Genomic DNA, 18,679 nt, shown 5'->3' with positions numbered 1-18,679 from the left:
ACATGCCCAACAAGACCCCAGGCACCGACCTTGCCATCATCGGCCTCGTAACTATCGTCGCAACCAGCCTCATGCTCCGAACCGTCGGTGGGCTCTGCACCCTGATAACCACTGGCGAGTGGATCGACGCCCCATGGTCTACCGGTCTCGATGTCCTGCTCGATCCAACCCACCCCGCCAGGGCATTCGACCTCACGCCTGAGCCCTTCGGGCCAGTCCTCTACTGGGCGATCGTGGGACTTGTCGCCGTGGCTCCGATCGCAGCCGGTGCTGCGGGAGCGCGCCTGCGCCAACACCGACGCGCAAGCACCACTGGCAGGACGAGCAAGCTCATGGCCCGACCTGGCCTAGCCACCCGAGCCGACGTCGAGCACGCCGTCAGCCGCCGCCAAGTCGTACGCCGCGGTAGCTCAGCCAGGCCGGCTCTGAAAAACCCCAAACCACATGACGTCGGCATCCTCCGTGGCTACTCCCGCGGCCGCGAGTGCTGGTCCTCAGTCGAAGACTCCGAGATCGACGTCGGCCCACCTCGGTCCGGCAAGGGGCTTCACAGCGTCATCAACGCCATCCTTGATGCCCCCGGCGCAGTCGTCACCACCTCCACCCGGCCCGACAACCTCGTCGCCACCCTAAGCCTCCGCAAAGCAGCCGGCCCCGTTGCCATCTTCGACCCTCAAGGCCTCAGCACAGTCGAAGGCATCCGCTGGTCACCAGTCCGCGGCTGCGAGAACCCCACCACCGCCATCGTTCGCGCCTCCGGCCTCGCAGCTGGTGCCGGCTTCACCAAAGGCGGCGTCACGGACGGGGCCTTCTGGCACGGCCAAACCGAAATGGCACTCCGCGGTCTTCTCCACGCCGCGGCCATCGACGACACCGGCATCGACCGCCTCTACCGCTGGGGCCTCGAACCAGCCTCCGCCATCGAAGCCGTCACCATCCTCAACCACTCCAACTTCGCCGCCGAAGGCTGGGGCGACACCCTCGACGGCATCGTCCGCATGGACGGCCGCACCCGCGACGCCATCTGGGCCGGCGTCCGCTCCGCCCTATCAGCGCTGGCCGACCCCGCCGTACGACGGGCCTTCGACCCTCCGCCCGGCACAGGCCTCGATCCCAAGACCTTCCTCGCTGACAAAGGCACCATCTACCTCCTCGGCACCGGTGTCGGCGCCAGCGCCACCTCCGCCTTCATCGCCGCCCTCCTCGAAGACATCACCGAAACCGCACGCCAAACCGCCGCCCACCAAGAAGGAGGCCGCATGGAACCCCCGCTGTCCCTCGTACTCGACGAGATCGCCAACCTCTGCGCCGTCCCGTCCCTGCCTTCCTTGATGGCCGACGGCGGTGGCTCCGGCATCTCCACCCTCGTAGTCATCCAATCCCTCGCCCAAGCCCGCGAACGCTGGGGCGAACAAGCCGCCGCAGCCATGTGGGACGCCGCCACCCTCCGCCTCATCCTCGGCGGTTCAGCCCAGCCCCGAGACCTCCAAGACCTGTCCGCCGTCTGCGGCGACCGAGACGAAGAACTCCGCAACTGGAGCCGCGGCCCCGACGGCGGCCGCACCTGGTCGACGAGCACCCGCCGAATGCCCGTCCTGCCACCCGACGTCCTGCGAACACTGCCGTTCGGCACCGGCGTGCTGCTCGCTCGAACAGCACCACCCATCATGATGAACCTCCGCCCCTGGACCGCCCGGCCCGACGCGGCCAAGATCCGTGAAAGCATCACCGACGCCAGCCGGGCACGCTCGTGAGAGATGAGGTCGAGTTCTTCGACGAACTCAACGAGCCGGATGTCGTGTGTTGGCGTCGCCTAGATGACCCAACTTCGCGTCTCGAGCTCGATCGACTGAGCGAGTGGATTGCATGGGTCACCCAGCGCTATCAGCTCGACTACAAGGTGATCCCGGACTGCTGGGCACAGCATGGCGCGCTTGTGGAGGAGCTGTCCGCGCTCCGGAGCCTTTGGGAAGGTTGCTTCCAGCCCGAATCGGCATTGTCGGAACCCGTCGCCTTTCACCGCGAACTCGATGCCGCGTTGCGCCGGCTCCGCGAGTGGAACTCAAGGTCAGGCTGTACGAGGACAGTGCATCGCGACGTCCAACTCATCAACAGCGGGACAGAGGTGCCGAGCCGGTGAACTCCACATCCGGACCAGGCACCTGGCTTCGTCCAGCGATGCCAGCGTCATCGCCCGCAGAGGGTGACGAGACGACGACCACTTAAGGTATTGGTCAGCTGTCGAAGCGGGCCAGCTGCTCGGCGGTGCCGTCACGCCGCCGTTGTGCAGCCGCCGCGGTCGGGTCGCGCGGTCCAGGCTGCGCTGCAGCCGGGCGGTTTCGCGCCGGACGGCCTTGAGCCGGTCGCAGGTCTGCTCGAGTTGGTCGGTGAGGCGCTCGATGGTGGTTTCCAGGTCGGTGACGTGGTGCTGGTTTGCGTCGAGCAGGGACTCGGCCTCGACCCGTTTGGCTTCAGCCTCAGCGTAGTCCGCAGCAGCTTGCTCGGCACGAGCGGCCAGTTCGGCTCGGCGCTGCTGCAACGGATCCCGGCGCGGCCGCGGGGAAGTAGCAGCCTTCCGTGCCGGCGCCGGGCGCTTGCTGCGTACGACGCGGGGCTTGACCGGCACGAGCCGGGCCGGCTCGCCGGACTCGTCCACGACCCCGAAGCCGACGTGACACAGCGCGCTGGTCAGCTGCCCGGTCCGGAGCAGTTGCGCGGCGCCAGGATCAACCAGGGCGGCGTCGAGGGTCTCGGTGAGCCGCTCCGCCACCGCGGCGGTCACGGTCCGTCCCTCGGCTCGTGCCTTGTCCCGCGCGGTGGCCACCAGCGCTCCGACGAGTTCGTGCCGCTGCGGGGTGAGCCTGCGCAGCGCAGGTCCATCAGCCGACAGGTGCGCCTGACGCAGTTGCTCGCCGAGCTCGGTCAGCTGATGTATGCCGTCCGGATCGGCGCGAACCAGCTGGTTGGCCAGCCACGCGGCCAGGGTCGGCTTCCGCAGGCCCTTGATCGCCTCAGCGGTGCGAGTGTCGCCGTCGTCCTTGGCTGCCTTGGCGGCCAGGTTGCGGGCAGCGGTGAAGTCCTCCGGGGCCAGCCCGTACAGCTCCACCGCGACCTGGTCGACGTCCACGCCTTCCACGATGCGCTGAGTTGAGGCTGATGAGCAACGCCATGCCTGTCACGGCGACGGATCGGCCGAGGTGGGTACTGGTGCGGTAGGCAACTACCCACCGAGCGTGAGGAGCAGGCGATGGCGGAGACGAAGTCGACCCGCAACAGCGGCGAGGAATGGACCGACGACGACGTGCAGGATCTGCGTGAACTGGCCGAGGGGAACACACCGGTCGGTGTGATGAGTGTGAAGCTCGGACGTACCGAGGACGCGATCCGGGGTAAGGCTCAGCCGGAGGGGATCAGCCTGTCGCCGCCGAACCGGTCGCCGTACGGCGATATGAGCTGACACCGGCCGCTGCTGATGCCTTCTCGGGGGAAGTGCAGCGCGGCGTCGACCCGGCTGCCGGCCGATCTGGTCGGCCCGTCGACGTCGAGCTCGCGAAGCTGGTTGAGACGATCCCGGGCGAGTCCGCGCTGCCCGGCGGCAGCCGGTACGACGTGAAGTGGGACGGGTACCTTCACTGAACCAGTCAAGCTGGCCAGATCGACGCTTGCCGGGCCCGCGGGGGGAGTCGTCATCACTGCAGGTGGTCTGAATGTCGCGGAGCCAACGCAGTTGGATTCACCATCCGCCAGCGTCCCGACGTTTATGAAGTACGACGGCCTCGGTTACGGAACCGTGCTGACGAGTGAACCGCCTGTGAACTGCAGCTTCTTGCAACTCGTTGCCGGATCTGACCCCTTGATGGTGACTGGTTGCCTACGTACTGTCACGGGTGTTCTTCCCTGGCTTGGGGGCCGTGGTGGGGAAGCCGTTCCAGCTACTGGGGGTTTGCTTTGTTTGCCCGAAGTCTGTCTTCTCGTCGTTCCGTCAGCGCGGCCGCAGCTGTGCTGACGCTCTTGTCCGGTGGCGCGATTGCCGCGCTGCCAGCCGAGGCCAGCACAGCGGCGGTTCTCACTGCCCAGTTCACGGGGGCGCGTCCGTCGGCGACCCGGATCCCGTTCTCGATCTCTGACAAGGTGTCGGCCTCGGTCGACGTCGCAACCGGCAACTTGCTGGTCACCACATCCGATCTGTCGCTTCCGGGGATCCAGGGCGATCTGCAGCTCGGCCTGGACTACAACAGCCTGCGACTCGCCGCGGGCGCCGCGCTCCCGTCCGGCTCGGCCGGTGCAGGCTGGGCGATGCGGGTCGGTCAGGACACGAAAGTGATCCTGAACTCCGACAACTCGGTGCTGTACCTGGCGCCGGAGGGCAGGGAGGGCCTGTTCAAACCGTTGACGTCGACGACGTACACGCCGCCCGCGGGGTTCAAGGTCGCCATGGTGAAAACCAGTACGGGGTGGACGATCACCGACCACTCCAGCAATCAGGTGTCGACGTTCAACTCCATTGGACAGCTGATCTCGATCAAGGACCGCAACGGGCAGTCCGCGACGTTCACATACACCTCGGGCAAGCTGTCGCAGGTCGTGTCGACGCGCGGCGGCGCGGGCGCGAAGACGGCGAACTTCACCTGGTCGGGCAGCCTGGTCACGATTGCTCAGGCCGGCGACGACGGCACCCCGCGCAGCGTCGGGTACACCTACACCAACGGCAAGTTGACCAAGATCACCGACCCGACGTCGAAGTCGACGCAGTTCGGGTACGACGCGACGACAGGTGATTTGACCACGATCACCAACGGCGCAGGGAAGCAGACCGCTATTCAGTACGACGTCTCGCACCGGGTGAAGAAGGTGACCCAGCAGAACCCGGCCGGTGGTGCGGCGACCCGGTTCACCTACTACTCCAACGGGGAGACCTACGTCGCGGACCCGAACAACACCGCCACGATCCCCTCGGAGGGCCCGCAGACCTACTACACGCTCAACGCGCAGGAGTTGGTCACCTCAGTCTCCGACCCGGTGGGCCGGTCACGAGCCAACACCTACACCGCGTTCAACGATGTCGCGACCTCGACCAACGGTGTCTCCGGAGTCACCACCTTCGGGTACAACTCGGCCGTCAACGGCGGCGAGTCGCTGACAGGAGTCACCTCGGCCACCGGCGCCAAGTCGACCGCGGCCTACGCCAACACAGGCCCCGCGAAGTACCTGCCGTCCGGCGGTACCGACCCCCAGGGCAACAACAAGCTGTTCACCTACGACGGTGCCGGCAACCAGCTCAGCTCGGCGAACAGTTCCGCGACCGCGACGTCGAAGGTCGACTACAACGCCGACGGCACGCTGAACACCTCCACCGATCCGCGGGACAACGTCACTGACTACACCGCCAACGCCGACCATCAGGTGACGAACATCACCCCGCCGACCGGATCGTCGCTGGCGCCGGTGGTGGTCGACTACGACGGGTTCGGGCGGCTGCACAGCGTCCGCGACGGCCGCGGGCTGCGCACCATCTACGCCTACGACCGCGCAGACCGGATCAAAACCATCCAGTACTCCGACACCACCCCAGACGTCGCATTCACCTACGACGGCGCCGGCAACGTGCTGACCCGCACCGACGCCTCCGGCACCACCACGTATACCTACGACGCCCAAAACCGCGTCACCTCGCGGACCTCGACCTCTGGCGGCGGCACCCTCGGGTACGGCTACGACAAGGCCGGGAACCTGACGTCGAAGACCGACCCGCGCGGCACCACCGCCTACACCTACGACGCTGCGAACCAGGTCGTGTCGATGACCACGCCGAACGGTCAGGCCACCGCGTTCGCCTACGACGCCAACGGCAAGCGGACGGACACCTGGTTCAACACCAACACCGCCCGGACGACGTTCGCCGCGCACACCAAGACCACGTTCGACAAGGCCGGGCGGATCTCGCGGACCTGGACGTCGCGGGCCTCGAACGACGCCACGAAGGTCTACGACACCTCGTTCTGCTACTCGCCCTACGTCTCCGGCCAGGCCTGCCCATCCGCGTCCGCCACCACCGACACCGGCGTCATCCGCTGGTCGACCAACAACCTCAACGCTGCTCGTTCGATCTACAGCTACGACACCTCGAACCGGCTCACCGGCGTCACGAACTACGGCGGCCACGACTACGTCTACGCCTACGACAAGGCCGGCAACCGGACCTCGACGAAGATCGACGGCGTCCAGGTCCAGGGTCTGGCCTACAACAGCGGAAACCAGATCAGCTCCACCGGCTACGGCCACGATGCATCCGGTAACCGCACGACAGACCCGGCCCAGGGCACCTTCACTTACAACGCCGCCGGGCAGATGACCAGCCGCACCAGCGGCTCCTCAAGCAGCACCTACTCCTGGGGCGGCGGTGACCAGAACGAACTCCTCTCTACCACCACCGGCGCGAACATCACGAGCTATGTCTACGGCCAAAACGACCGCAACGGCGTACCGATCATCTCGTCGTTCACCAAGAACGGCCAGACCAGCTACCTCGACACCGACCCCACCGGCTCACCCATCGCCCTGAACAGCGGCGCCGGCGTCGACTACTACACCCTCGACAACCAAGGCACGCCCATCGGTCTGGTCAACAACACCGGCACTATCACCGCGACCTACACCTACGACCCTGCCGGCAAGCAGATGAGCGCAACCGGCCCATCCGCAGTCTCCAACCCGCTCCGGTACACCGGAGGCCTGCTCGATGAGAACACCGACTGGCTCAAGAGAGGCGTCCGCTGGCACGACACCACCACCGCGAACTGGACCGCTCAGGACCCGCTCAGCCAACTCCTGCAGCCTGACTCCGCCAGCCGCTACAACTACGCCGCCGGCAACCCGCGTAACTTCGTCGACCCCACCGGCCGCGACATCGACGACGAAGATGTCGACCTCGTCAACGACTACGCCGACTTCGGAGCGAACATCGGCTCCACTTGGGTGGGCGGCGCCGCCGCCGTCACGGGTGGCATCTTCGGTGGCATTGCCGGCTCCGGCGTCGGAGGAACGTTGCTCGGAGCCGCTGTCGGAGCCGGCGCAGCAGGCTTCGTCGGTTATCAGGCCGGCGAAGCGATCGGCAGAGGCATCGGAACGGCGTACGGCCTGTCGCAGGTGGATGATAACTAGATGAAACTCAGAACTTGGGAAGTGATTCTCGCACTACTCTGCATAGCGGCATCGATCACCAGCCTTGTGCTCCTCGAAGCTCGGCCGGGAGAGATGTCCGACCAGACCGCGTTTTGGATGTTCGTGCTGTTCATCGGGTTCCTCTGCCTTCCCGTAGGGATCATCCTCGGATCACGAATCGGCCGCGTCGTGGGCCAAATCGTGGGGAACCGCGGACGATAGTCGGTCCTGAACGCTCCGAGCGGCGGCACATGCCGCCGCTCGGAGCGTCTGCGTTGCCTCCAGAATCTGGACGCTGGCGTGTCCGGATGCCGAGCGACGCGGGCGAGGTCGGCGGAGTGGTGTTCAGAGTTCAGGCAGGTTCGGCACGAACCGCGAGTCCGCGCCGCGCCTGCTTGACCAGGCAGGCGCTCGTACGCGACTTGAACTGCCGTCCGGGCAGCGAGCCGGTCGGCAGGGGCGGATCGGTGAGACGCACGCGTCCGCCTGCGGCAAGTCTGCAAGGGAGGTGTGGACTTCGAACATGCCCCGTCGGCGAGCTTGGCCAGGCACGCCACCCACGACTCGCCCTGCAGCCGGTGCGGCACCTGCGGCAGTGAGTCAGCACCTGGCCAAGCTGCTCCTGGCCGCCCTCGTGACGGGCCGCCGGGAGGGCGCGTTGGTGTACTACTCGGCCGCCGACGACCACGTGAAGTGTCTGCTGGACAGGCGCTGTTCCAAGCCGACCACCTCGACCGCGACCTGCCCGACGCTGGCAGGAGTTCGGCGGCGCAACCGGCCTGACACGCGGGCGTGATGGACCGGAAGCTTGCCTAGAGCAACACTGAGATCGTGGCTTGCCGGTGACCGGGTTCACCGAACCAGGCGGCGGTGCCTCCGGCTGGCGGTTCAGCCGCTGAGGAACCGGCGACTCGCGCAGCAACTCGACGAACTCCCGGACGTCGGCGCGCTCGGCCCGCTCCCACGCCGTCCAGCGGTCGTGCAGAAACCGAAACCACCGCAGCAAGTCGTAGCCGTAGTTGCGCAGCGTCGCCACCGAGCAATCCGACGCCGCGACATCACGCAGGAACCCGGACGCCGCCGCATGCTCGCTATCCGGGAAGACGACCCGCCACGGCACCCCCCTGCTCGAACTTCACCACGCGACCCAACGCAACACCCGACACCCGCCATACCTTCTCCGGCCACACACCGGCAGCGCCAATCGGTGCTCGAAGAGTTCAGTCAACTAGCCCCGCGGTGATCGTCCGGCGCGGTACGACAGCGCGGATCTGGTCGCGCCAGCGCAAGGAACTCACCGACCGGTTCCCCGACATCGCCGCGGCCGCCGCCCGCCAGCTGGACGACGGCGCGGTCGTCGACGGCGAGCTGGTGATCTTCCTCGACGGCCGGCTCAACTTCGACGCACTCCAGCGGCGCCTGGTCACCGCCCCGGCGAAGGCCCGCCAGCTGGTCTCGTCGACGTCGGCGTCGTACGTGGCGTTCGACCTGCTCGCCTACGGCGGGGTCGACCTGCGCACCCAGCGCTGGACCACCCGCCGTGCCCGCCTCGAGCAGCTCGCCGAAGCCTGGCAGCTCCCGCTGCAGGTCTCACCGGTGACCGCGGACATCGGCGAGGCGCGGGAGTGGTTCGACGTACTGCCCGAGGCCATGGGCGTCGAGGGCCTGGTGGTGAAGGGCGCGAGCTCCCGCTACGTCGGTGGCCGACGGGAGTGGTTGAAGGTGAAGCGCCGCGACACGGTCGAGGTGATCGTCGGCGGCGTCATCGGCCCGATCGACCGGCCCGAGGTCGTGATCGCCGGCCGTACCGCGGTGACGACCTGGTCGTTGTCGGCCGGACCGTCCCGCTGAGCGCCGCGCAGGCCTCCGAGCTGGGAGCGATGCTCCGGCCGGCGCGCGCCGGGCACCCGTGGCCGGACGAGATCAGCTCCCAGCGGTGGGGTGGCCGCGACTCGAAGAAGCCGCTCACGAAGGTCCGTCCCGACGTGGTCGTCGAGGTCAGCGCGGACGCCGCGATCCAGGCCGGCCAGTATCGCCACCCGCTCCGCTTCGTGCGGCCGCGCGCCGATCTCGACCCCGGCGACGTCGACCAACTGGAGTGACCGGGACAGCCCCGGCGCTGCTTCCTAACACCGGGGCCGCGGCACCGGCGCGTGGAGCGCGGCGCCAAGCTGACACATACCCCCGTCTGGTGGCCGACACGCCGAAGCCGAGGTGCGTGCACAACGTGCGAGGTCCCGAGCGTTGTCTGCGTTGCGTGGCAGCCTGGGGGCATGTGTGGTCGCTATGCATCGACAGCCAGCCGGGCGAACCTCTTGGAGCGGTTCGTCGTGGACGAGCAGCACGCCGACGAGCTGCGGGGACCGGATTTCAACGTCACGCCGACCAAGAGCAACCCGGTGGTGATCGCCCGGGTGCCGAAGGACGCCGGGGACGACGTCGAGCCGGTGCGGGAGCTGCGGAGCTTCCGGTGGGGGCTGGTCCCGTTCTGGGCGCCGGACTTGAAGATGGGGTCGAGGATGGCGAACGCCCGCGCGGAGACGGTCCACGAGAAGCCGTCGTTCCGTACGCCGTTCAAGTCGCGGCGCGCGCTGATCCCGGTCGACGCGTTCTACGAGTGGATGGAGACCGAGCAGCTCGGCAAGAACAACAAGCCGGTGAAGCAGCCGTTCGCGCTGCGCCCGGCCGATGGGTCAACGCTCGCGTTGGCCGGCCTGTGGGAGACCTGGACCGACAAGTCGAAGCCCGAAGGCGACCCGGAGCGCCTGGTGCGCACATACACGATCATCACCACGAACGCGACGGACGCGGTCGGCCGGATCCACGACCGGATGCCGATGGCGATCGCGCCGGCGGATTGGGAGGCCTGGCTCGACCCGCGCAACCACGACGTCGACGAACTGCGAAGCTTGATGGCCCCGCCGCTGGGTGAGCTGGAGATCTACGCGGTGTCCAAGGCGGTGAACTCGGTCCGCAACAACGGTCCGGAGCTACTTGAGCCGATCGCCCTGAGCTGAGCGATCGGGCAGTTCCGCGGCGTAACGAATCACTTGCGCTGATCGGTCCGCCGGTCCGGGCGACGTCGTGGTACCCGGATGAGGCGGCGCGCCTTCACGGACCGGTCTCGTTTCGGGCAAAGGCGATGGTGCTCCGGGACCTGCATCCCGTCGCACTTCCCGCAGCGCCAGGCCATATAGCCAGGATGCACCGCTGCGGGCGGTCTGTCGTCCAGGTCCCGAGCCTCTCGGCGGGCGCACTCACTTCGTCGCAGAGTCAGATGGGACGAACGGGAGGACGCTGGAGCGGCGGCCGAACCAGGCGTCGAGTACGGCGTCGTCGACGTCAGATCCGGCGCCGTACGGCGCCGGGTCGCGTTCGACGATCCGCAGCAGCGCGACCATGCGCTGAGCGACCTGACACATCCCCATTGGCCCTCCCCAGCCGGTGTATCGGTAGGGCGCACCCCTACGTTTCTCCGTCTGCGCGGCCGTGACCGATCCGGTACCGAAGCCATGGCGTCGTGATGCGTTGTGCCGTCGTGGAGCACTTGCCTGGGCGGCACACCGTAGGTCAACCCAGCGGCTTCAGCTCATCGAAGTTCGTTGCTCGTCCCCACGCTCGTTCAGCTCGAACTGGCGTCGTCAGCGAGGCTGACCCGGATGGGTGCGGAAGCAAGCGATTGATGTAACGGACGGCGGCGCACCGCGATAAAGGGGCGGGTGCCGCATCCGGCCCCACTGAGTATGGGGGCCCCTTGAACATCGTCGCCCGCCTGGCCGCGCCCTTGGCGCTGGCCATGGCCGCATCCGGAGTACTCGTCCTGCCCGCCGCGGCCGCGCCGCCACCGCCACCGGAGGAGTTCCACTTCGGGGTCGCGGCCGTCAGCGCGACCCGCGGGCGGGCGGAGCTGACCTGGAAGACCGACCCGGCCTCCAGCTACAGCATCGCCGAGGTCGTCGGCGGTACGCCGGTCGCTCGCGCCGGGATGACGACCGGCCAGTGGTCGTCCAACAACGAAGCCCCGGGCTGGCACACCTACCGGTTGACCCGCACGCTCAACGGCGAGACGTCGTACAGCGATGCCACGGTCCTCGTCCCGACCCGCAGCCTGATCGGCACGCGCTTCGGCTCCTACCTGATCTCCGCGACCGCACCGGGCAGCAACGCGATGGGAGCGACGCTCAGCCAGGACGTCGGAGACTCGCCGGACGTCTCGCCCGACCGGCGAACACTGGTCGCGCAGGTCCGGGACACCACCGGTACGTCGCTGTGGCTGTTCGACACCGAGGGCAAGCGGATCCGGGCGCTGACGCAGGGCAGCTGGGACTCCCAGGCCGCGTTCTCGCCCGACGGCCGCACGGTCGCGTTCGTCCGGCGCGACACCTACGACGCCGCGCCGGCGGTGTGGACCGTCAGCACGACCGCCAACGCCGTACCGGCAGCGGTGACCGGTGGCGCCAACGCGTCCTCTCCGGCCTGGACCGCCGACGGCAAGAACCTGGTGCTCGAGATCGGCGACGCGGACAGGGCGGACCCGAGTGTCCCTAGCACCGACCCGCTCGTCGTCCTACGGTTGTCGACCGGAGCCCGGACCCCTCTGCCCGGCACTGAAGGCGGGCGTGATCCTTCGGTCTCGCGTACCGACCGAGTCGCCTTCGCGCAGCGGACCGCCGACTTGCGGCTCGTGGTGGCGGTGACCGACCTGTCGGGTGGACCAGTTGTGCAGTGGTCGCCGCAGGTACAGGGCCAGGGCTGGGGCTCGCCTGAGTGGGACCCGCAGGGCACCACGCTGGCGATGAGCTTTTCCAACACCGGCTCCGGCGTCGGGCCGCACCCGGCAACCGTGACCGGCCCGGGCCAGCAACCGTCGAGCTGGTCGGTCCCGTACGCCCACGTCCAAAGCGGCCTCCAAGAGCTCGCCTGGCTGCAGACAACGAGCGCCGCCCCCACCGCGACGCTGACCGTGCCGGCCTTCACCCAGACCGCGACCACGACGGCGACGATCGCGGTTGCCGACGCCGACGACGCGATCGCCGGCCTGCAGGTGACGTGCCGGATCGACTCGGCCGCCTGGATGCCGTGCGCCCCGGGCGCCTGGGCGATCCCGGCCCAGAAGCCGGGCACGCACGTGCTCAGCGTGAAGGTGACCGACCCGGCCGGTGGGACGGCGACGGTGACCCGCCAGTGGGTCGTCGACCAGCTGATCCCGTCGGTGACCCTGCGCGGCCCGGCCCAGCCGTTCACGCTGGCGTCGTCGGTCCCGGTGAGCTGGACGGGCTCCGACTGGGGATCCGGCGTCACCTACTACCAGGTCCGCTGGAACAAGGCGGCGTACAACGGCGGCTTCGGACCGTGGCAGTACCCGGCGGGCTGGCAGAAGCTGACCGCCACCTCGGTGACGCTGACCGGCGTCGTCCCGGCCGTCGGCTACTGCTTTCAGGTTCGTGCGGTGGACAAGGTCGGTAACGCCGGTGCCTGGTCGACGCAGAAGTGCAGCGCCGTCGCACTCGACGACCGGTCTCTCGGTACGTCGGCCGGCTGGTCGCGGACGGTGTGGAGCCTCTTCTACCGCGGCACCGCGACCGAGACCACGAAGGCCGGCTCGTATCTGACCCGTCCGGGGTCGGCGGTCAGCCGGGTCGCCGTGGTCGCCACCCGCTGCCCGACATGCGGCACGGTCGGCGTCTACGTCAACGGCGCTTCTGTCGGCTCGGTCAACCTGTACTCGGCCACGACGGTGCGGCAGTCCGTCGTCGCTCTGCCTCCGTTCGCGTACCGCACCGGTACGGTGATGCTGAAGGTGCTGTCGACCGGCAAGTTCGTCCAGGTCGACGGTCTGGGCATCAGCCGCACCTGAGTCGCCGCGGTCCCCGACGGATCGGCCGGCGCCGGCGGTCGTGCGCGGAGAAGCCCGTGTGCGCCGCGGCGCCGGATCGGCGATGTGGGGCACACGGCGGCTAGCTGTCGTCGATCCGGTCGGGGTGGCAGTTGACGCCCTTCCAGTGCCACTCGGGCAGCTACGGTGCGCTGGTAGCCGAGTGCCCAGGCCGCGGGATCGCCGACGGGTCGGTGCGGCCCATGCGCTGGGCGGCGCCGATGCGTTCGAGGAAGTCGTGCTCGTGGAAGCGCTGGCCATCGCCTGGTCCGCCGACCAGCTTGATCCCGAAGCCGGCGTTCACGGCGAGTCCTGGCCCGCCGGGCGTAGGTCGCTGGCGGGGATCCAGCTGACTCGGCCGTCGCGATCGCGGACCCGGCCGAGCCATTGACCGCCGTCGCGGATCCAGGCGTCCAGCTCACCGGGGTGCCAGTCGGCGTACTGCACCGGCCGGGCGGGTTCGGCCCGCCGTACGTCGCCGGCCGGCCGGGGCCCGTGGGCGTCGTACTGCAGGTCGAGGTCGGCCTTCATTTCCTCGGCCGCGACCTCGTCGAGCCCGGTCGCGCGCCAGCCGTTGACGGCGTTGTCCCACACGGCGAAGGGGCCATCGTCACCCGTCGCCGGCCGCACCGTGAACCGTCCGAGCATGCCAACCACGGTAGCTGATGTTCGAACATATGTTCTACTCTCGGGTCAACGGGAGGAACACGGATGGGCTACAACAATCCGCCGGTGAAGTGGTCGGAGCTGGAGCGCCGGCTGTCGGACCGGGCGCGGCCGGGCAGCGACGGCGGCCGCCCGCCTGCAGGTGACGGGGGAGACTCGCCGGCCTGGAGCCAGCACCGTGGCCCGTATGTCGCGGCCGGCGACGAACCGGCGTCGGAGCGGGCGGCGCGGCTGCGGGCCGAGGCGGCGGTGCCGTACGCGGAGCTGCACGCGCACTCGACGTTCTCGTTCCTCGACGGCGCCTCCCAGCCGGAGACGCTGGTGGAGACCGCGGCCGAGCTGGGGCTGCACGGCCTGGCGATCACCGACCACGACGGTTTCTACGGCGCGGCCCGGTTCGCCGAGGCCGCGACCGCGCACGGCGTACCGACGGTGTTCGGCGCCGAGCTGTCGCTGGACCTGACCGGACCACAGAACGGCGTCGCCGACCCGAGGGCTCGCACCTGCTGGTGCTGGCCGAAGGGCAGGAGGGCTACCACCGGTTGTCCGGGGCGGTCACCGCCGGGCGTTGGAGGCCGGCGGCTACGCGCACGGTCCCGCGGCCGCGCTCGCCGAGCTCGACCGCCTGGTCGCGCTGTTCGGCCCCGACCGGGTGGTGGTCGAGCTGACCGACCACCAGCTGCCGACCGACTCGACCCGCAACCGGGTCCTCGCCGAGCTGGCCAAGGCCCGCGGTCTGCCGGTGGTGGCGACCAACAACGTGCACTACGCGCAGCCGCGCGACCACCGGCTCGCCTCGGCGCTGGCCGCCGTGCGCGCCCGGCGCGACCTGGACGCGATGGACGGCTGGCTGCCGCCGGCGGGTACGGCGTTCCTGCGGTCGGGGGAGGAGATGCGGCAGCTGTTCCGCCGCTATCCGGGCGCGGTGGAGTACTCGGTCCGGCTGGCAAAGCAGCTCGGGTTCGACCTGCGCCGGGCCAAGCCGATGCTGCCGCTGCGCGACGTGCCCGAAGGCCACACCCCGATGAGCTGGCTTCGGCCCTCACCCATGCCGGCGCCCGGATCCGGTACGGCACCCGCGAGCAACGCCCGGACGCCTACGAGCGCATCGACCGCGAGCTGGACGTGATCGAGTCGCTCGGCTTCCCGGGCTACTTCCTGATCGTGTTCGACATCTGCCGCTTCGCCCGCACGAAGCGGATCCTCTACCAAGGCAGGGGATCGGCGGCGAACTCCGCGGTCTGCTACGCCCTCGAGATCACCGCGGTCGACTCGCTGCTGTACGACCTGCCGTTCGAACGGTTCCTCGCCGCGACCCGCGAGGAGTACCCCGACATCGACGTCGACTTCGACTCCGACCGCCGCGAAGAAGTCATCCAGTACGTGTACGGCAAGTACGGCCGCGAGAACGCCGCCCAGGTCGCCAACGTCATCTCCTACCGGCCGAAGTCCGCCGTCCGCGACGCGGCCAAGGCGCTCGGCTACTCGGTCGGTCAGCAAGACGCCTGGTCCAAGCACATCGACGGCTGGTCGCCGTCGATCACCGCCGGCGGCGACACCGAGATCCCGCAGCGCGTGATCAGCCTGGCGACCGAACTGCTGAAGTTCCCCCGCCACCTCGGAATCCACTCCGGCGGCATGGTGCTCACCGAGCGCCCGGTCGGCCAGGTCGTGCCGATCGAGCACGCCCGCAAGGAAAAGCGGACCGTGCTGCAGTGGGACAAAGACGACTGCGCGTTCATGGGCCTGGTGAAGTTCGACCTGCTCGGCCTCGGCATGCTCGCCGCGCTGCAGTACTGCATCGACCTGATCCGCGACACGGTGGGGGAGGAGTGGTCGCTGCACACCATCCCGAAGGAAGGAGGCCGGCGTCTACGACCAGCTGTGCCGGGCCGATTCGGTCGGCGTGTTCCAGGTCGAATCCCGCGCCCAGATGGCCACCCTGCCGCGGCTGCTGCCGCGCCGGTTCTACGACCTGGTCTGCGAGATCGCGCTGATCCGGCCCGGACCGATCCAAGGCGGCGCGGTGCACCCGTTCATCCGCCGGCGCACCGGCGAAGAGCCGATCACCTATCTTCACCCCAAGCTCGAGCCGGTGCTCGAGCGGACCCTCGGTGTCCCGCTGTTCCAGGAGCAGCTGATGCAGATGGCGATGGCCGTCGGCGACATCGACGGCGGCGAGGCCGACCTGCTGCGCCGGGCGATGGGCTCCAAGCGCGGCGTGGAGAAGATCTCCTCGCTGAAGACCAAGCTGTACGACGGCATGGCCGCCAACGGCATCACCGGCGACCTGGCCGACGAGATCTACGAAAAGATCGAGGCCTTCGCCAACTTCGGCTTCGCCGAGTCCCACTCGATCAGCTTCGGGCTGCTCGTCTACAGCTCCACTTGGTTCCGGCTGCACTACCCGGCCGCGTTCCTCGCCGCGCTGCTGAGAGCGCAGCCGATGGGGTTCTACTCACCACAGTCCCTGGTCGCCGACGCCCGCCGCCACGGCGTCGAAGTCCGCCGTCCCGACCTGCAGCTGTCCGGCGCCGAGGCCGGCCTGGAGCAGCTCGTCGACGGCCAGCAGGTCCCCGGCCCGACCGGCGACCCGGCCTGCCTGGTCGATCCCCAACCGGTCGTCGGGCAGTTCGACCCGGACGCGCCGGCCGACACCACCCGGCACCGGCGCGACGGCGCGTACGCCGTACGGCTCGGCCTGGCCGAAGTCCGCACAGTCGGGACCAAGGACGCCGAACGGATCGTCGCCGAACGCGACGCAGGCGGCCCCTACGCCTCGATGGCCGACCTGTTCCGGCGTACCGGGATCACCGCCAAGCAGGTCGACGCGCTCGCGACCGCCGGCGCGTTCGACTGCTTCGGGCTCGACCGCCGGCAAGCCCTGTGGCAGGCCGGCGCCGCCGCCGAGGAACGCCCCAACCGGCTCCCGGGCATCACGGCGGCCGGTCCTCCGCCGATGCTGCCCGGCATGAGCGACGTCGAGACCGACATGGCCGACCTGTGGTCGACCAGCATCACCCCGACCGGTCACCCGGTACAGCGGATCCGCGCCCAGCTCCGCGCCGACGGGATCCTCTCGGCCGCCGAGCTCCGCACCGCCGACGACGGGTCCAGGGTCCGCGTCGCCGGGGTCATCACCCACCGGCAACGCCCCGCCACCGCCTCCGGCGTCACCTTCATGAACCTCGAGGACGAGACCGGCATGGCCAACATCGTCATCTCCGTCGGCGCCTGGAACGCCCATGCCAAGGTCGCCCGCGGCGCGGCCGCCGTCATCATCCGCGGCCGCGTCCAGCGCACCGGCCAGGTCGTCAACCTCAACGCCGAACACCTCGAACCGCTGCCGCTGGCCGCCAAGACCAAGTCCCGCGACTTCCGCTGAACCACCCTGACTGGCGGGCCCAGGGGAGGCTCTCGACGGCATCGTCGGCCGATCAGAATTTGATTTAAGACTGATCTCAAAGCAAATAGAGTTTGGAACTCATCGAGTCACAAAGAATGAACGGGTGCAGTTGACACCGCATTGACACGTATGTTAAGCTGTTGACGCAAGAACGGAACAAGCAGTGATGGGTTTCCTCAATCGAGGAAGACCCATTTTTTTTGCCCTCAGAACCATAGTCAATGGCCAGAGGAGCCAAAGGAGGAAAGCACGACTCAAACCTTTCGTTTGACGTGCCCACTCACCAGGGCCGAGCCACCTGGCTCGCGTCCACGTCAACGAAAGGAGAACACGATGACCCGTGTCACCAAGAGCAAGAAGAGCACTACCAGCAAGAGCACCAGCCAGCGTCGCCAGGCGACGGCCCTCACCTACATCATGGTGGGCATCCGCCTGTTCGTCGTCCTGTTTGCCATCGGCCTCACGTGGTTGTTGTTGCACGAGCAGGAGGCAACTGGACATCCGCTATCGACGGCCGGAACGCTTACATCCGTCGGGCTGGTGGCATCAAGAGTGGCGGAAAGAATTACCGACGTATCAACGCTTCTATTGTAGTACCTAGCATACACGAACCACCCCGTCCCGACATTGTCTTGACGGGGGCACAGCATGTGAATAACAAAGGGCCCCGGGCCGCGCCCGGGGCCCTGTGTTATTCACGCCTCGGAGACGTCCAAACAGCGCGATCGGCTCAGGCGTGTGCTCGACACGAACGACTGAGACCGGCGGTGACTACGAGGCCGTCGAGCGCAGCGTGCAGTTCCGGCTATCCCGCCAGCGCGTCCTCACCCGGCCCACCGCCCCGGTCACCCTCCAGGTCGTGCTCGGCGAAGCGATCATCCGGCGACCGACCGGTGGCCGAAACACGTTGGCCGGTCAGCTACAGCATCTGTTAGACAGAAGTGACCTGCCCAACGTCGAGATCAAGGTGATGCCGCACCACGTAGGCGCACACGCCGGCATCGTCTCGGGGCCCTTCGTCCTGCTCCAGTTCCCCGCCACCGGTCCTCACCGCCTGGCCGAGCCGCCCACCGTCTACGTCGACGGATTCCTCGGCACGCTCTACCTCGATCAACCGAGCGAGATCGACATGTACGAAGCGGTCTGGGCCGACCTGTGGGCAACGGCGCTCACCGAAGCCCAGTCCAGAGACTTCATCTCCAAAGCCCTGAAGGAGCTACCCAAGTGACCGACGACCTGACCAACGCGGTCTGGCGCAAAAGCACCCGCAGCAACAACTCCAACAACTGCGTCGAGGTCGCCGACCTCGACGGCGGCCGCGTCGCCGTACGGGACAGCAAGAACCCGGCCGGCCCGGCGCTGATCTTCACCCCCAGCGAATGGGATGCGTTCATCGCCGGCGCCAAAGACGGCGAGTTCGACCCCGCCTGACCTCACCCCGACGACACAGCCTGAGGGCCCCGCATCGCGGGGGCCTCGGTCGTTTCAACAGCACACCATTGAAGAACGACCAGGGGCTCCACCGCCGGACCCTCTCTCCGAGAGCACGTCGGTGATCGCGCGGCTACCGC

General features: G+C 68.4%; 17 protein-coding genes and 2 pseudogenes. 13 read left to right on the top strand and 6 right to left on the bottom strand.

Annotated elements, in window-relative coordinates:
- Positions 1-2: 2 nt before the first annotated feature.
- Entirely contained in the window at positions 3-1,754 is a 1,752-nt protein-coding gene (locus tag BWI15_RS00405) for a type IV secretory system conjugative DNA transfer family protein (protein ID WP_077012225.1), read from the top strand.
- Between the two features lie 314 nt (positions 1,755-2,068).
- On the opposite strand, the gene BWI15_RS00395 is transcribed toward BWI15_RS00405, so the two are convergent.
- The gene (locus tag BWI15_RS00395; protein WP_077012223.1) at positions 2,069-3,127 is read right to left on the bottom strand and encodes a hypothetical protein; all 1,059 of its coding nucleotides are present in this window, start codon (positions 3,125-3,127) and stop codon (positions 2,069-2,071) included.
- Between the two features lie 120 nt (positions 3,128-3,247).
- Between BWI15_RS00395 and BWI15_RS00390 the strand changes: the two genes are divergently transcribed.
- From BWI15_RS00390 to BWI15_RS39955, 3 genes are all read left to right on the top strand, one after another.
- Complete coding sequence (locus tag BWI15_RS00390) at positions 3,248-3,457, top strand: hypothetical protein (RefSeq protein WP_077012222.1); 210 nt, start codon at positions 3,248-3,250, stop codon at positions 3,455-3,457.
- A 542-nt stretch (positions 3,458-3,999) separates the two neighbouring features.
- Positions 4,000-7,161, top strand: coding sequence for an RHS repeat-associated core domain-containing protein (locus BWI15_RS00385; RefSeq protein ID WP_077012221.1), 3,162 nt, complete (start codon positions 4,000-4,002; stop codon positions 7,159-7,161).
- A gap of 595 nt (positions 7,162-7,756) precedes the next feature.
- Positions 7,757-7,957 (top strand): hypothetical protein, encoded by a 201-nt coding sequence (locus BWI15_RS39955; RefSeq protein ID WP_237771066.1) that lies wholly within the window; start codon positions 7,757-7,759, stop codon positions 7,955-7,957.
- Positions 7,958-8,074: 117 nt separating this feature from the next.
- On the opposite strand, the pseudogene BWI15_RS40675 reads toward BWI15_RS39955, so the two are convergent.
- Positions 8,075-8,281, bottom strand: a pseudogene (locus BWI15_RS40675) (site-specific integrase); the annotation flags it as partial.
- Between the two features lie 119 nt (positions 8,282-8,400).
- Between BWI15_RS40675 and BWI15_RS39185 the strand changes: the two are divergent.
- From BWI15_RS39185 to BWI15_RS00355, 3 genes are all read left to right on the top strand, one after another.
- Positions 8,401-9,012 (top strand): ATP-dependent DNA ligase, encoded by a 612-nt coding sequence (locus BWI15_RS39185; RefSeq protein WP_077012219.1) that lies wholly within the window; start codon positions 8,401-8,403, stop codon positions 9,010-9,012.
- A 29-nt stretch (positions 9,013-9,041) separates the two neighbouring features.
- Positions 9,042-9,263 (top strand): hypothetical protein, encoded by a 222-nt coding sequence (locus tag BWI15_RS00360; RefSeq protein WP_077012218.1) that lies wholly within the window; start codon positions 9,042-9,044, stop codon positions 9,261-9,263.
- 171 nt (positions 9,264-9,434) lie between these two features.
- Positions 9,435-10,178: an SOS response-associated peptidase gene (locus BWI15_RS00355; RefSeq protein WP_077012217.1), complete on the top strand. Its 744-nt coding sequence runs from the start codon at positions 9,435-9,437 to the stop codon at positions 10,176-10,178.
- Positions 10,179-10,418: 240 nt separating this feature from the next.
- Here the strand turns inward: BWI15_RS00355 and BWI15_RS39180 are convergent, their stop codons facing one another.
- Positions 10,419-10,589, bottom strand: a complete 171-nt coding sequence (locus tag BWI15_RS39180; protein ID WP_168197241.1) for a hypothetical protein — start codon at positions 10,587-10,589, stop codon at positions 10,419-10,421.
- 326 nt (positions 10,590-10,915) lie between these two features.
- Here BWI15_RS39180 and BWI15_RS00350 point away from each other — a divergent pair, with 326 nt between their 5' ends.
- Positions 10,916-13,018, top strand: coding sequence for a fibronectin type III domain-containing protein (locus BWI15_RS00350; protein ID WP_077012216.1), 2,103 nt, complete (start codon positions 10,916-10,918; stop codon positions 13,016-13,018).
- A 160-nt stretch (positions 13,019-13,178) separates the two neighbouring features.
- Here BWI15_RS00350 and BWI15_RS39175 read toward each other — a convergent pair whose 3' ends face one another.
- The 3 genes from BWI15_RS39175 to BWI15_RS39950 all read right to left on the bottom strand — a co-directional run bounded on the left by BWI15_RS39175 (position 13,179) and on the right by BWI15_RS39950 (position 14,067).
- Positions 13,179-13,340, bottom strand: coding sequence for a hypothetical protein (locus tag BWI15_RS39175; protein WP_168197240.1), 162 nt, complete (start codon positions 13,338-13,340; stop codon positions 13,179-13,181).
- Complete coding sequence (locus tag BWI15_RS00345) at positions 13,337-13,684, bottom strand: hypothetical protein (protein ID WP_077012215.1); 348 nt, start codon at positions 13,682-13,684, stop codon at positions 13,337-13,339. Before BWI15_RS00345 ends, BWI15_RS39175 begins: the two co-directional genes overlap by 4 nt.
- Before the next feature lie 68 nt (positions 13,685-13,752).
- Positions 13,753-14,067 carry a hypothetical protein gene (locus tag BWI15_RS39950; RefSeq protein WP_237771069.1) on the bottom strand — a complete coding sequence of 105 codons (315 nt, stop codon included), beginning with the start codon at positions 14,065-14,067 and terminating at the stop codon, positions 13,753-13,755.
- On the opposite strand from BWI15_RS39950, the pseudogene BWI15_RS40565 reads away from it, so the two are divergent.
- From BWI15_RS40565 to BWI15_RS00325, 5 genes and pseudogenes are all read left to right on the top strand, one after another.
- A pseudogene (locus tag BWI15_RS40565) lies at positions 13,952-15,412 on the top strand (PHP domain-containing protein); the annotation flags it as partial. The gene BWI15_RS39950 and the pseudogene BWI15_RS40565 overlap by 116 nt on opposite strands.
- Before the next feature lie 196 nt (positions 15,413-15,608).
- The gene (locus tag BWI15_RS40560; RefSeq protein WP_330359523.1) at positions 15,609-17,087 is read left to right on the top strand and encodes a helix-hairpin-helix domain-containing protein; all 1,479 of its coding nucleotides are present in this window, start codon (positions 15,609-15,611) and stop codon (positions 17,085-17,087) included.
- A 354-nt stretch (positions 17,088-17,441) separates the two neighbouring features.
- Positions 17,442-17,702, top strand: a complete 261-nt coding sequence (locus BWI15_RS00335) for a hypothetical protein (RefSeq protein ID WP_077012214.1) — start codon at positions 17,442-17,444, stop codon at positions 17,700-17,702.
- 94 nt (positions 17,703-17,796) lie between these two features.
- A complete protein-coding gene (locus tag BWI15_RS00330) occupies positions 17,797-18,336 on the top strand; it encodes a DUF5753 domain-containing protein (protein WP_330359522.1) in 540 nt (179 codons plus the stop codon).
- Positions 18,333-18,539 (top strand): DUF397 domain-containing protein, encoded by a 207-nt coding sequence (locus tag BWI15_RS00325; RefSeq protein WP_077012212.1) that lies wholly within the window; start codon positions 18,333-18,335, stop codon positions 18,537-18,539. The genes BWI15_RS00330 and BWI15_RS00325 overlap by 4 nt, the downstream gene beginning before the upstream one ends.
- The last annotated feature ends 140 nt before the right edge of the window (positions 18,540-18,679 follow it).

This window comes from Kribbella sp. ALI-6-A (assembly GCF_001984195.1).
Taxonomy (GTDB): domain Bacteria; phylum Actinomycetota; class Actinomycetes; order Propionibacteriales; family Kribbellaceae; genus Kribbella.
Note: the sequence above shows the minus strand (reverse complement) of the source record. Positions and strands in the feature narration are given on the sequence as shown.

Excerpts from the sequence above, each read along its gene's own strand:
- BWI15_RS00345 (WP_077012215.1), bottom strand. The coding sequence starts at position 13,684 with ATGCTCGGACGGTTCACGGTGCGGCCGGCGACGGGTGACGATGGCCCC.
- BWI15_RS00360 (WP_077012218.1), top strand. The coding sequence starts at position 9,042 with ATGCTCCGGCCGGCGCGCGCCGGGCACCCGTGGCCGGACGAGATCAGC.
- BWI15_RS00390 (WP_077012222.1), top strand. The coding sequence starts at position 3,248 with ATGGCGGAGACGAAGTCGACCCGCAACAGCGGCGAGGAATGGACCGAC.
- BWI15_RS00405 (WP_077012225.1), top strand. The coding sequence starts at position 3 with ATGCCCAACAAGACCCCAGGCACCGACCTTGCCATCATCGGCCTCGTA.
- BWI15_RS00355 (WP_077012217.1), top strand. The coding sequence starts at position 9,435 with ATGTGTGGTCGCTATGCATCGACAGCCAGCCGGGCGAACCTCTTGGAG.
- BWI15_RS39180 (WP_168197241.1), bottom strand. The coding sequence starts at position 10,589 with ATGGGGATGTGTCAGGTCGCTCAGCGCATGGTCGCGCTGCTGCGGATC.
- BWI15_RS00335 (WP_077012214.1), top strand. The coding sequence starts at position 17,442 with ATGACCCGTGTCACCAAGAGCAAGAAGAGCACTACCAGCAAGAGCACC.